This window comes from Paenibacillus ehimensis NBRC 15659 (genome assembly GCF_004000785.1).
Lineage (GTDB): Bacteria > Bacillota > Bacilli > Paenibacillales > NBRC-103111 > Paenibacillus_G > Paenibacillus_G ehimensis.
In genome coordinates, this window is sequence record NZ_BILX01000028.1 from 23,269 (window position 1) to 36,728 (window position 13,460).

General features: G+C 58.1%; 11 protein-coding genes. 6 read left to right on the forward strand and 5 right to left on the reverse strand.

Going from position 1 to position 13,460, the window contains the following annotated elements; translation table 11 throughout:
- Positions 1 to 35: 35 nt before the first annotated feature.
- The 3 genes from PEH01S_RS17280 to PEH01S_RS17290 form a co-directional block, all read right to left on the reverse strand.
- Complete coding sequence (locus PEH01S_RS17280) at positions 36 to 1,376, reverse strand: extracellular solute-binding protein (RefSeq protein ID WP_127486977.1); 1,341 nt, start codon at positions 1,374 to 1,376, stop codon at positions 36 to 38.
- A 97-nt stretch (positions 1,377 to 1,473) separates the two neighbouring features.
- A complete protein-coding gene (locus tag PEH01S_RS17285) occupies positions 1,474 to 3,009 on the reverse strand; it encodes a helix-turn-helix domain-containing protein (protein WP_127486979.1) in 1,536 nt (511 codons plus the stop codon).
- A complete protein-coding gene (locus tag PEH01S_RS17290) occupies positions 3,006 to 4,766 on the reverse strand; it encodes a cache domain-containing sensor histidine kinase (RefSeq protein ID WP_025847459.1) in 1,761 nt (586 codons plus the stop codon). Before PEH01S_RS17290 ends, PEH01S_RS17285 begins: the two co-directional genes overlap by 4 nt.
- Before the next feature lie 276 nt (positions 4,767 to 5,042).
- Here PEH01S_RS17290 and PEH01S_RS17295 point away from each other — a divergent pair, with 276 nt between their 5' ends.
- From PEH01S_RS17295 to PEH01S_RS17310, 4 genes are all read left to right on the forward strand, one after another.
- Positions 5,043 to 6,149 carry an alanine racemase gene (locus PEH01S_RS17295; RefSeq protein WP_127486981.1) on the forward strand — a complete coding sequence of 369 codons (1,107 nt, stop codon included), beginning with the start codon at positions 5,043 to 5,045 and terminating at the stop codon, positions 6,147 to 6,149.
- A gap of 19 nt (positions 6,150 to 6,168) precedes the next feature.
- Positions 6,169 to 7,773, forward strand: coding sequence for an N-acyl-D-amino-acid deacylase family protein (locus PEH01S_RS17300; protein WP_127486983.1), 1,605 nt, complete (start codon positions 6,169 to 6,171; stop codon positions 7,771 to 7,773).
- Positions 7,774 to 7,803: 30 nt separating this feature from the next.
- The gene (locus PEH01S_RS17305) at positions 7,804 to 8,268 is read left to right on the forward strand and encodes a RidA family protein (protein WP_025847462.1); all 465 of its coding nucleotides are present in this window, start codon (positions 7,804 to 7,806) and stop codon (positions 8,266 to 8,268) included.
- A gap of 270 nt (positions 8,269 to 8,538) precedes the next feature.
- Positions 8,539 to 9,402: a polysaccharide deacetylase family protein gene (locus PEH01S_RS17310; protein ID WP_127486985.1), complete on the forward strand. Its 864-nt coding sequence runs from the start codon at positions 8,539 to 8,541 to the stop codon at positions 9,400 to 9,402.
- A gap of 71 nt (positions 9,403 to 9,473) precedes the next feature.
- Here PEH01S_RS17310 and PEH01S_RS17315 read toward each other — a convergent pair whose 3' ends face one another.
- Positions 9,474 to 10,484 (reverse strand): LLM class flavin-dependent oxidoreductase, encoded by a 1,011-nt coding sequence (locus tag PEH01S_RS17315; RefSeq protein WP_127486987.1) that lies wholly within the window; start codon positions 10,482 to 10,484, stop codon positions 9,474 to 9,476.
- Positions 10,485 to 10,818: 334 nt separating this feature from the next.
- Between PEH01S_RS17315 and PEH01S_RS17320 the strand changes: the two genes are divergently transcribed.
- Together PEH01S_RS17320 and PEH01S_RS17325 are read left to right on the forward strand one after the other, a co-directional pair.
- On the forward strand, positions 10,819 to 11,685 hold the full coding sequence (locus PEH01S_RS17320; protein WP_025847465.1) for an ABC transporter ATP-binding protein: 867 nt from the start codon (positions 10,819 to 10,821) through the stop codon (positions 11,683 to 11,685).
- 172 nt (positions 11,686 to 11,857) lie between these two features.
- A complete protein-coding gene (locus tag PEH01S_RS17325; protein WP_127486989.1) occupies positions 11,858 to 12,511 on the forward strand; it encodes a hypothetical protein in 654 nt (217 codons plus the stop codon).
- A 138-nt stretch (positions 12,512 to 12,649) separates the two neighbouring features.
- Here PEH01S_RS17325 and queF read toward each other — a convergent pair whose 3' ends face one another.
- A complete protein-coding gene (gene queF / locus PEH01S_RS17330; RefSeq protein WP_025847467.1) occupies positions 12,650 to 13,144 on the reverse strand; it encodes a preQ(1) synthase in 495 nt (164 codons plus the stop codon).
- Positions 13,145 to 13,460 lie beyond the last annotated feature (316 nt).

The window sequence follows — 13,460 nt, forward strand, 5'->3', positions numbered from 1 at the left end:
CAGCCCGGTGAAGAGCTGGAATCGCGCGGCCCATCTTATTTCGCGCCGACCGACTTGGCTTGCGCGTCTTGAATTTTCTTCGCTATGTCTTCAGGCTTGGCGCCCATCAGCAGCTCCTGCAGGCCGTTGTTCACGACATCGGCTGCGGCGGAGCTCAACCGTCCGTCATAAACCGGCGTCCGCTTCACGGTGCCTACCATGTTGTGGACTTTGGCGAAGAGCGAGGAAACCTTGCTAGTGTCGAGATCGACTTTGTAGCTGACGAGCTGGTTGCTTTCCAGCGTCGCTTTTTGCGCCGCCGGACCGGACATCGCGTAGATCAGCTCGTAAGCCGCCTCTTTGCTTGCGCCGGACGTCTTCTTGCTCATGCCAAGGCCGGTTCCGACGACGCCGGCCAGCGAGTTCGGGTCGCCTTTGCCGTTCGGAACGGAAGGCAGCACCGTTACGTCCATGCCGTCCAGCACCTCTTTGGACGCATTGGCCGCAAGGTTCGTCAGCGCCCAGCCGCCGTCGATCATCATCGCCGCTTTGCCTTGCGCGAACATTTGCTCCATCTGCGTATTGTCGATGCTGTTGAAGCCGTCCTGGAACGCGCCGGCTTTGCCAAGCTGCTGCAGGTACGTCAGCGCCTGCACGAATTCCGGATCGGTGAACTTCGCTCCTTTTTGCTCGGCTGCGTTCAAGAACCATTCCGTCCCGGTCACGCGGTCGGCCAAGGAGCTCAAAATACTGGATTGCGCGAGCCATGCCGCTTTGTTCCCGAGAGCGATCGGCGTTATTTTTTCTTTCTTGAACGTTTCGACCAGGCTCATCAGGTCGTCCCACGTTTTCGGCGGCTTGACATTGTATTTATCAAACATGGCTTTGTTGTAGTACAAAATCGACGTCGGCGACAGCCCCATCGGAGCGGCATAAATGTTGCCGTTCAGCGTGAAGTCGTCGAAGGAGCCCGGCAGGAAGCCGTTTTTCCAGTCCGGCTTGCTGTCCAGCAGCGGGTTGATCGGCTGGAGCAGGTCGCCCCCGGCGAATTCCTTGGTCATGACGCCAGGCCACATGACGAACAAATCAGGCATTTCGTTCGCCGCCGCAACCGTTTTCAAACGGGCTCTGTAGCCATCGGGCGGAATGCCCTGAATATCCAATTCCACGTTCGGATGATCCTTCTTGTACTGCTCCATGATCCCGCGCATCGTTTTGGCGCGCAGATCGTCGCCGGTGAAGTTATGCCATAGCGAAAGCTTTACTTTTTCGGACGCTTTTCCTTTGTCTCCGCCCGCGCTGGCGCCTGCGCCCGCTTGGTCTCCACCCGTGCCGCAGCCGGCGAGGAGCGAAAGCGAGAGGGTCAACAGGACTCCCGTTGTAGCCGCTTTGTTCATCTTACGACCTCCTTGTGTATGTCAATACTGCTTCAGTATAGAGGACAATCCCCGGGATGCGTAACGGGAGAGATTTCGGCCTTAGGGGGGAAAAAATTCAGTCCTTGACCGACTGCCTGAATTCCGACGGCGTCTGTCCGGTATGCTTTTTAAACTGCTGGCTAAAGTATTTAATGTCCTCGTAGCCGACCCGGCCCGCCACTTCGCTGATTTTCGCCTGCGACTCCTGCAAAATCTCCGCGGCGCGCCGCATCCGCTCCCGCGTGACGAATTCGATATAGTTCAGCCCCGTCTCCCGCTTGAACACTTCGCTGAAATGGTTCGGGTTCAAGTGAACGAACTTGGCCACCTGCTGTAGCGACAGATTTTGGTCCAGATGCTCCTTGATGAAGGCGATCGATTTTTGAATATACGCATAGGGCTTGTCGGCAATCGCCTCGTGAAACGCCGCCATCACCGAGGACAGCAGCTTGAACACCTCGTCCTCGGCGCGCGAATCGACCTCGAACGTATGGAGGGCCGCCTCCGGCTGCACGCCGCCCTGCGACCGCTCCAGCCAGCGGTGGCCGGCAATGACCATCGATTGCAGAAACGCCTGCACCGAGGACGGGGTCGCGCTTCGATCTTCGAGCTGCTCCCGCACCTTCCGGTTCACCCAATGCCGCAGGTCGGCCCTGTTGTTGCTCATCAGAATGGCGGCCAGCTCCGATTCCTCCTTCTGGGAGCAAACGGTCCGGCCGCCGCAGCGGTTTGCAATATCCCCGGACGCGTACAGCCCCTCGGCCCCGAGCAGTCCGCGGTACGCAAACACCGTCCCGGCTTCCCGGTAAGAGGCCTGCAGCTCGCCGTACGAAGCCACGGAGCGGCCGAGCGCCGCGAAAACCGTACATTTCAGCGTCTGCCGCACCCGGGCGATGGCCCGCTCCAAGCCGCCGCGGTCGGACACGCGGGCTTCCTCCCGCACGACAAGCACGATTCGGTCGGCCTTCAGCATCGTCACCGTCGGAAGCAGCTCGTAGAGCATATTTTCGGCTGCGCCGAGCAGAAGATTGGCAAGTGCTCCGTCCCCCCAGCCCGACGCCGTGAGCATCAGCACCCGCATCGGCGCCAACGACGATGCGTCCGGCTGCACGCCCTTTTTGCGGAACCAGGCCTGCACCGGCGCCAGGGACGATTCATCGCCTTGGATCAGCAGACGCTCTAAGAGTTGACTTCGCAAAGCTGCCGTTTGCATCGTTTCCTGCTTGGCGTTCTCCCATTTGTCCATGATGCGCTGCTTCGCTTTCATCGCCGCTTTGATGATTTCCTCGGGGCGGCTTGTCTTGAGCAGATAATCGGTCACTCCTTCGCGGAGCGCCTGCTGGGCGTACGCAAAATCGTCGTAGCCCGTCAAAATGACGGTCTCCGTATCCGGGAGCAGCCGCTTCACCTCGTGCGCGAGCTGAATACCGTCCATCCCCTGCATGCGGATATCCGTCAGCAAAATATTCGGCTTCTCCACCGGAATGCGCGTCAGCGCCTCCTCGGCGGACGAAGCCGGGGGAAGCAGCGTAAGACCGAGCTCCTTCCAATCGATTACGGTGCACAGCCCGTTCCTTATGATCACTTCGTCGTCTACGATTAAAATTTTCATGCAGGCTCCTCCAATACCGGGATGCTAAAAGAAACGCGGGTGCCCTTGCCCGGCTCGCTGTCGATCGCCAGCCCTGCTTCGCTGCCGTAATGCAGCAGCAGGCGCTGGTGCACGTTGCGCAAGCCGTAGCTGGTTTTGGCCGCCGGCGCGCCGTTCCCCGTCCAAGCGAGCTGCCGGCGAATTTCGCGCAGCTTGTCCGCCTCGATGCCGACGCCCGTGTCCTCCACGACGAACTTCATCCGCGCGCCGCTCAGCTCGCCGTGAACATACACGAAGCCGGGCTGCTGCTTTTTCTGAATGCCGTGAATGAGACTGTTCTCGATCAGCGGCTGGAGCAGCAGCTTCAGCATCGGCGTCTGGAGCATAGCCGGGTCGATATAAACCTCCAGCTCAAACTGGCCGGGAAAGCGGATCGATTGCACGTAAGCATAGTTCTGCGCATGCGCGATCTCCTGCTGTACGGGACAAAATTCCTCGCCCTTGTTCAGGCTGAACCGGAGAAAATCGCTGAGCGCCCCAACCATCTCGGCGATCTGCCGGTCCTGGTTCATCAAGGCCATCCAATGGATCGAAGATAGCGTATTGTACAAAAAATGCGGATTGATCTGCGCCTGAAGCGCTAGGATGTCCGCTTCCTTTTTCTTCGCTTCGTTCAGCTGCACCTGCTCCTTCAGCCGCTGAATCCGGTCGCTGAGCTTGTTGTAGCTGTGCAGCAGCAGGCCGACCTCGTCGCTGCTTTTCACCTCGTAGGTCGGGATCGGCTCGTCCGGGTTGATGTCCTTCATCGTCTGCGTCATCCGGGTCAGCGGCCGCGTCACCCACTGGATGAAATAAAGCACCAGCCCGGCGGCCAGCAGCAGCGAGATGCCGACTGCAACGGCGGTAACCGTCAGCACGTAGCCGTTCTGCGCGGTATAGATTTCGGTCGGGATGAAGCCGACCAGCTTCCAATTCAGGCTCGGGAGCGTGTAGTACAAAATCGTTTTCTGCCCGTCGCCTTGGCCGTAGTTGAGCACGCCGCTCGCCTCCGGCATCGCCCCGATCTCCGGGAACGGTTCGGTGACCGGACGGTTCAACCACCCGGATTCACCTCCGGATAAAATCCGGTTGTTCGCGTCCAGCAGCAGAACGAACCCTTTGGCTTCCCAGCCGGATTCCTTCAAGTAGCGGGCAATCTCGGCTTCATCCAAGCTGATGGACAGCTCGCCGAGCGGCTTGAAGTTGTTCACGTTGCGGATCGGACGGACAAGGGAGACGACTTTCTTCAAGCCTTCCGTCGTCCGATTCTCGTACAGCGGGGTCCACCATTTGGTGCTGCTGCGGTAAATGTCCTCATGGTTGCGAAGCACCTCCGGCAGGCCCGAATAAAGCACCGTCGTGTTGGAAAGCGGCGGATAGCCGTTGGCCGATTTGATGGTGATGTTGGAAATGTATTTTTTGGAAAAGGCCAGATTGGTCAAAAAGCCGACGTTCAGCGTATAGCGGGCCACGTCCTCCCGGTCGTTGTCCAGATACGCCTGAACTTCCCGCTGGCCGAGAATGAACAGGGACATGTTCTCGACGTCCTGTATAACGAACTCCAGCTTGTCCGCAATTTGACGCAGCGTGTTCATGCCCGATTGCTTGGCCTTCTCCTCCGTGGCGGAGGTCGCTATATTGTACGAAACCGCTCCCGTGGCGAGCAGCGGCAGGACAATCGCAATCAGCAGCAGCAGGGACAGCTTGTGTTTGAGCGACTTCGACAGCCACCGTTTCATTGTGTCGTTCCCCCGTTTAGCTTGGAAATGGAATTGTAAGCGTTGCGATGCCTTAATACTAGCATATTTTCGGGGGGAAGCTAACATACTTTTTTTCAACCAAAAAAACTTTTTGTTTGATTTCGGGCTGGATTATGTTAGTATCTTTCTCAGAATGACCCGGGGACCATGGAGTCCCCGGAAACGACCGGCTTGAAGCGGGGAATTCGCCTTGAATCAGGACGGCGCTCTTATGCTTATCAGAATATTCAAAATATTATGGGAGTGAGTGAGACGATGAACGACCGACTGGATACCCCCAGCGTGATCATCGACACGGACATCATGGAGCGCAACATCCGTTCCATGGCCGACTCGGCCAAAAGGCTTGGCATCGCGCTGCGGCCCCATGCCAAAACGCACAAAATGCCATGGGTCGCGCAGAAGCAGCTGGACGCCGGCGCGGTAGGCATCACCGTCGCGAAAGTGTCCGAGGCGGAAGTGATGGCGGAGCACGGCATCAACAACATTTTCATCGCTTACCCGCTTGTTACCCCGGCCAAAATCGCACGGGCGGTGCGGCTCAGCGGGCAAGTCGAGCTGATCGTCGGCGTCGACAGTCTGGACGGGGCCAAGCTGCTGTCCCAAGCCGCGGCTGAGGCGGGACGCGAGCTGCAGGTCCGCCTCGAGATCGATACCGGTCTGCGCCGGACAGGCGTGCCGTACGACCAGGCGGAAGCGCTGGCATCCGCCATCCACGCGATGGAAGGCCTGCGTCTGACGGGCATCTACACGTTCCGCGGCGCGCTGCTCGGCGGCAAGCCAACGCTCGATCTGCAGGCGGCCGGCGAAGAGGAAGGCCGGCTGATGGCCGGGCTCGCGGACCGCATTCGCGCGCAAGGCGTGCCGATCGCGGACGTCAGCGTCGGCTCCACGCCGACCGGCCTTCAGGCCGCGGTAGCCAAAGGCGTGACCGAAATCCGGCCGGGCACTTACGTGTTTCAAGACCGGATGCAGGCCCGCCTCGGCGTCTGCTCGCTCGGCGATTGCGCCGGCAGCGTCCGTGTGACGGTCGTCAGCCGGCCGGCCGCCGATCTCGCCGTCATCGACGGAGGGAGCAAAACGTTCGCCACCGATGTGCAGCCGAACACGGACCCGATGCAGCTCAAAGGCTTCGGGCACGTCGTCGGGCTGGAAGACGCGGTGCTGGAGCGGATGTCGGAGGAGCATGGCATGCTGCGGCTCGGCCCCGCTGCCCAAGCCTCCGGCTTGAAAGCCGGCGACGTGCTGCACATCATCCCGAATCATATTTGCAGCACGGTCAATCTGCATGACAAGGTGTATTTCAAGAAGGGCGACAACTATGAGGAGCGGGCCGTACTGGCGCGCGGCAAGCTGCAGTAAGCGGGGAGGGCTCGTAATCATGCTGGATCTTATCATTCGTAACGGACGTATTTCGGACGGTACCGGAAACCCTTGGTTTTTCGGCGATGTCGGCGTCAAAGACAGGCGGATCGCGGCCGTCGGCCGGGTGGAGCAGGAAGCGAGAAGCGTCATCGACGCGCACCGCCAGGTCATCGCTCCCGGGTTTATCGACGGGCATTGCCATTCCGACCTGATGATTTTCGATCATCCGCACAGCGAGATCAAAATCCGGCAGGGCGTGACGACGGAAGTCGTCGGCAACTGCGGGCTCGCACCGGCTCCCTTCGTGAAGGAGCGCGCCGAGCTGCTGCAGAGCTACGTCCAGCCGGTGCTCGGCAAGACGGACTGGGCTTGGCCCTGGGAAACCGTCGAGCAGTACATGGAGCATCTGGCCCGCTCCGGCCCGTCGGAGAACGTCGCCACCTACGTCGCGCACGGCGCGCTGCGCATCGCCGTCATGGGCTTTGCGAACCGTCCGGCTGCGCCGCACGAGCTGGAGCGCATGAAGCTGATGCTGGAGGAAGGGCTGCGTGCCGGCGCCATCGGGCTGTCCATCGGCCTGCTGTACGCCCCCGGCAGCTACACGGCCAAGGAAGAAATCGCGGAGCTGTGCTCGATTTTGCCGAAGTACGACGGGCTGTTCTCCACGCATATCCGCGGCGAAGGCAACAATCTGATACCTTCCGTCAAGGAAGTGATCTGGATTGCCGAGAAAGCCGGCGTGCCGCTGCATATCAGCCACTTGAAGGCAGCCGGCAAGCGGAACTGGGGCAAGGTGCTGGAAGCGCTGGAGCTGATCGAGGACGCCCGGGCCCGCGGCATGGACGTCACCTGCGACGTGTACCCTTATCATGCGGGCTCCACGACGCTGACGACCGTTCTTCCGTCATGGGTGCTCGAAGGCGGCATTGAAGGCACGCTGGAAGCGTTCCGGGATCCATCGCTGCGCGCTCGCATCCGCGAGGAGCTCGACCGCGAGCAGGACGATTGGGACAACCTCGTCTGCTCGACCGGCTGGCAGAGCGTCGTCATCTCGGCGGTGCATACGGAGAAGAACCGGCATCTGGAAGGCAAGCATATCGCGGAAATTAGCGAGGAGCGCGGCCAGCATCCGGCGGATTGCATGATGGACCTGCTGTTGGAAGAGGAAGGCCGCATCTCGATCGTGTATTTCCACATGTCGGACGACGACGTCTCGCAGGTGGTCCGCTACGAAAAGTCGCTGATCGCTTCCGACAGCTTGACCTGCGAAACCGGCAAGCCGCATCCCCGGCTGTACGGCACGTTCCCCCGCGTCTTCGCCAAGTACGTGCGCGACCAGCGCGTGCTGTCGCTGGAGGAGGCGGTCCGCAAGCTGACGTCGTTCCCGGCGCAGCGCTTCAAGCTGGGCAAGCGGGGATTGATCGTTCCCGGCTATGCCGCGGATCTGACCGTCTTCAACCCGGATACGATCCAGGATCTGGCCACGTTCGAAGAGCCGAGACAGTATCCGAACGGCATCTCGCACGTCATTGTGGCCGGCAAAACAACGCTCACCGGCGACCGACACACGCATGCCCGCGAAGGCGGACTTATTCGTGCAGCGTCGTGCTGCGCCCATTAATTTAACGAACATATCGGAGGTATTCTTTTTATGTCCCAAATCGAACAGCGTTTACAAGAACTCGGTATCACTCTGCCCCCCTCCCCGGAGCCGCGCTTTACGTACATCCCGTGCAACCGGACGGGCAATCTGCTCTACTTGTCCGGTCAAGATTGCCGCATTAACGGCGAGCTGATGTACGAAGGCAAGCTGGGCAAGGACGTGACGATCGAGCAAGGCCAGGAAGCGGCCCGCCAAACGATCATCAACTGCCTGGCCGTGCTGAAAGGCTACCTGGGCGACCTCGACCGCGTGGTCAAAATCGTCAAGCTGCTCGGCTTCGTCAACAGCGCACCGGGCTTCGGCGACCAGCCGTATGTCATGAACGGCGCATCGAATCTGCTCGTGGACGTCTTCGGCGAGAACGGCAAGCACGCCCGCTCTGCGATCGGCACCAGCGACCTTCCGTTCCACACGCCGGTAGAAATCGAGCTGATTGTGGAAATCCGCGATTAAGCGAAGCAAAAACGGCCTGCTTACAATACGAAGCACCTCCTGCACCGGAATTCCCGAGTGCCGGAGGTGCTTGTTTTATAGCTTATCCTTCAGCCGTATATCCTTGTCCAATGCGGATCCCCAATTTTATGATGACGACTTCTCCTTCTGTTGCCCGGGTGTGCCGGTACGCTATGCCTAAACTTGAAATTCGGTCCCGGAACCGATATAACTGACTATAGACGTTTTTATCCGGAAGCTGCTTCAGCTTTACCCGAGGGAGACCCTGCTATGATCAAAAAAGTTTTGGCTGCTCTGCTGCTTGCCGTCATCTTGATCGGCGCGCTTGACGCCTGGTCGTATAAAGACGCGCTGCGCTACCGCGACCAAGTGGCGGTCCTGATGTACCATCATGTTCATGATACGGACCAAAGCTCGAGCACCGTCTCCACCGCTTTGTTTCGCGATCAGCTCAATTATTTGAAATCGAAAGGCTATCATTTCATTACGCTCAGCGAATTCAAGCAATTTTACGATGGCGGATCCGTGCCCGACAAAGCGGTGCTCGTTACCTTCGATGACGGCTACAAAAGCTTCTACGACTACGCGTATCCGATCTTGAAGGAGCTTGATGTGCCGGCCGTCAATTTCGTCGTCACCAAAGATTTGGACGACCCGCTGGCTCCGTCGATTCCGGCGCTGTCCCGCGACCAGATCCGGCAAATGCTCCGCGAGCGGCCCGGACGGTACGATTTTCAATGCCATTCGAACAATCTGCATTTCAAGCAAGGGAAGACGGCGGCGCTTACCGGGCAGCTGACTCGGGACGACGGCGCGCTGGAAACGCCCGAGCAGGCCGTCGCCCGGGTGGCGGCGGACACGAAAGCCTGCGCGCAGCGGCTAAACGAGCTGTACGGCAGCGATCATGCGGCAGACAGCTACGCCTACCCGTTCGGCATTCATTCCAAGACGGCGCAAGACCTGCTTACGCAAGCGGGCTTTCGTTATGCGTTTACCATTGTGAACGAGATGGCAACCCGCGCCAATCCGCAGCTGGAAATTCCGCGGGTCAACGCAGGCAATCCGGCCATCCGGCCCGAGCTGCTGGACAAGCAGATCATGCTGCGCGTCGAAAGCGTCAAGCCTTTTCCCTGAACGCTCGCTATTACGCGATAAACGGGACTCCTTGAAGACCTGCGAGGTCCGAACGGAGTCCCGTTTTCGTTTCATTGGCCGAGCCCGAACAAATCTGCAAGCAATTCGTACGAACGCAGCCGGGCTTGGAAGTCGTACGTATAGGTCAGTACGATCAGCTCCTCCACTCCGTAGTTCTTGCTGAACTCAAGCATCTGCGCCCTCGCCTTCTCCGGTCCGCCGACGATCATCCGTCTCCGGTTCGCCCGGATCCGCATGCGGTCCCAGTCGGTGTACGGGTAACCGGCCGCTTCCTCCGGCGTCGGGAAAGGCCGGCGGAACTGCCCCTGCTCCAGCAGCAGCAGGCGCAAATCGGTCGAGGACGCCAGCCGTTCCGCTTCTTCGTCCGTTTCGGCGCAGATGACGATCACGCATACGTTTGCCTGTGGAGACGCACCGAGCGGGCCGGGCCGGTAATTGGCAAAATACCGCCGAACCGCCTCGTGTCCGCCGTCGCCGTTAATAAAATGCGCGAACGAGAACGCCCCGCCCAGCTCCGAGGCCCGGTCCGCGCTGAAGCCGCTGGAGCCGAGCAGCCAAAGCTCCGGCGCCGTATCGACGAGCGGCGTCGCCCGCACGCCCTCGAAGCGGTGTCCCGGCTCCAGCCAGTCGGACAGAAAGCCTCCGAGGTCGCGCAGCATCAACGCAAAATGCTCTTCCCGCTCCTTCGGCCGGCCATACCGCAGCGCCTCCGAAGCGATCGGCATGCCGCCGGGCGCCCTTCCGATGCCAAGATCGATCCGTCCCGGATACAGAGCCTCAAGCACCCGGAAATTTTCCGCGACTTTATACGGGCTGTAGTGAGGCAGCAGCACGCCGGCCGAACCGACCCGGATCCGCGACGTATGCGCGGCAATGGCTGCAATCAGAATCTCCGGAGAAGAACCGGCGAGACCGGGCGTGTCATGATGCTCCGACACCCAATATCGCGTATAACCGAGCCGTTCAACCGTTTTGGCCAGCTCTAACGTGCGCGCCATCGCGTCTGCCGCCGTTTCTCCCGGAATGATCGGCGATTGATCCAATACACCCAGCTTTAACATTCAAATCCTCCATTCCCCTCCTCTTATGACGTTCGGACGCGTTCATGAAGCCGGAGGATGCCACTTATTTTCTTCATTCATTATACGCCTGGAAGCCCGGTTGCGCACTTTTACCGTTCCACGCCGCCCCTCTTTCGATCCGGGATTCACAACTTGTAAGAAAACGGACAAGGAAAATTCCCAAAAAGGGTTGAAATTCCAGCATGTTCTGGTATACAATTCAATTGATAAAGATTCTCATTATCATCGTTCTTGTCATTGTGCTCTCGCCGGGCACTTGTTGAATAAGATCTCCTGCCTCGGAGTTCAGCTAAATTTTAAGGGAGTGGTTGGGTTGGAACGGTTATATACGGAACGGTTGGATATTGCCTACGGGGAACGGTCTATTGTGCAAAATTTGAATATCAGCATTCCCTCGGGACAAATTACGGCGCTGGTCGGCGCGAACGGATCGGGTAAATCGACGATCCTGAAAGCGATGGCCCGCATGATGAAGCCGAAGCAGGGCAGCGTCTTCCTGGACGGCAAGTCGATCCATCAGCAATCGACCAAAGAAGTGGCCAAGCAGCTCGCCATTTTGCCGCAAAATCCGACGGCCCCGGACGGATTGACCGTCTCCGAACTCGTCACCTACGGCCGCTTCCCTCATCAGAAAGGATTCGGCTCTCTGACCAAGGAGGATCGCGAGATCGTACGCTGGTCGATTGCCATGACAGGAATGGAGGAATTTCACGACCGTCCCGTCGACCAATTGTCCGGCGGACAGCGTCAGCGCGCCTGGATTGCCATGGCGCTTGCGCAAGGAACCGACATTCTGTTCCTTGACGAGCCGACAACGTTCCTCGACATGGCTCATCAGCTTGAAGTGCTCAAGCTGCTGGAAAAACTAAACCTCGAAGAGCGGCGCACCATCGTTATGGTCGTTCACGATTTGAACCATGCGACCCGTTACGCGCACCATATGGTGGCGATTAAACGCGGGACGGTAGCGGCGGTAGGCAGCCCGGCGGAAGTCATGACACCGGAGATGCTGCAGAACGTCTTCGGGATCGAAGCGGACATTGTGCCGGACCCCCGCACCGGCGTTCCGCTGTGCATTCCGTACGAGCTGGCGGGCCACAGCCGGCCGGTTCAGGTCGCTGCCGCCTCCCCCGTCTCCAGACGCTCCGAAGCGCGGGAGCTTGTTGCGGCTGCCAAGTAGAACGGGACGCTTGTTTGCGGTATCATACGATTTTCGGGACTCCTTGCGTTGAGGGGTCCTTTTTTCGTTGCTGGCTGCCATAAGAAAGAAACATTTTCCGTAGATTTTTCGTTTAATTAAATATCACAGGCGTTCGGAACGAATCTATACCCGATCGAAGGAGGGAACGCGAATGAACAGGCGCCGACAGCTTGCTATCGCTTTGATGCTCATCACGAGCACCATCATTTTGAATTGGTCCTATCCAAGTACCACGGCGCTCGGCGAGCAGCTTTTTCAATGGCTCGGGCTCCCCATATGGTCGCAAGGCACCAGCGGCTTGAACTACGTTGGCATCACCTCAATGCTGCTGCTGTTAGCCGGTCTGTTTACGCTTAGAACCTCACTGCAGCGCCACGCCAGAAAGATTACCCTGCTTGCTTTAATTTTATCCTTTTGGCTGCCCTCCCAACTGGTCTTAGCTTACCAAACCGTATGGGCCAAAGGGATCTATGCCTTGGAATTCGTCAAGAGCGAAAGCAGCTGCCATTTCAGTAAAAAAGAAGATCAGGTCACCGGTACCTGCTCGTTGACCTTTATTAACCATAGCGCTCAAGATATCAACTTCACTGCTTCCATCCGCAATCAGCAGCGGTATCTCGTCGGCTCGTTCTTGGAATCGCTTGACATTCTCGGGGATCAAACCTTGACCATGCCTTCCAAGGAAAAGAAGACGATCGACGTAGCTTTCAGCAAAATGGCATCCGATCCCCGCATTCCTGCCAATGGGGCGTTCTCCGTCATGCAGTTGGCAGTGAAGAGCGGCGAACAAGAAAGAGATTTATAGGCGTTTCGGCCCGCCGGATGCCAAAAAGCCGCATCGCCCCTGCTGCCAGGGGGTGCGGCTTTGTTTTTACTGTAGATGATGCCTGGTTTAAGGCAGTCCTGTAATCCGGTCTGCAGGCTGCTCTACCGCCGCCTCGGCTTAGCGATTGTCGACCTTCTCCGGATACAGATCATGATTCAGCAGACGGTGCTCGGCCATCTGTTCGTATTTTGTCCCCGGACGCCCGTAGTTGCAGTAAGGATCGATGGAAATGCCTCCGCGCGGAGTAAATTTCCCCCACACTTCAATGTACTTGGGGTCCATTAACTTTATCAAATCGTTCATAATGATGTTCATGCAATCCTCGTGGAAATCGCCATGATTGCGGAAGCTGAACAAATACAGCTTGAGCGACTTGCTCTCGACCATTTTAAGGTCCGGGATGTAGCTGATATAGATTGTCGCGAAGTCCGGCTGGCCGGTAATCGGGCACAGGCTTGTAAATTCGGGACAATTGAATTTGACAAAATAATCGCGGTACGGATGCTTGTTATCGAACGATTCGAGCATCTCCGGCGCGTAGTTCGTCGGATATTTTGTTTGCTGGTTGCCGAGCAGCGTCAAGTCGAGCTCGCCTTCTTTTCTTCCTGCCATGGTGTAATTGGCTCCTTTCTCTTCCTAAACCTTTATTATAGCTGATCTATGAGCTAAAGGTAAGATTTTGTAAGAAAAAGGAAGGGGTCGATCCACTGCACGGTCGTCCGTTCAATCCTTCCCCCGCCCTCTTCCACGACTCGGCGGTTGTTCTCCTTCAGAGCTTTGATCTAGAAGGGCCGGTCACTCCTGTTGTTCAAAAAGCCACATTCCGTCATCGTTCTGCACCCGTTTATTCACGTTTTTTCGAAAGCTAGAAATTACGACAAAAATTTGCAAAACCTCTTGAAGGTTTCGGAATAAGATGGTAATATAA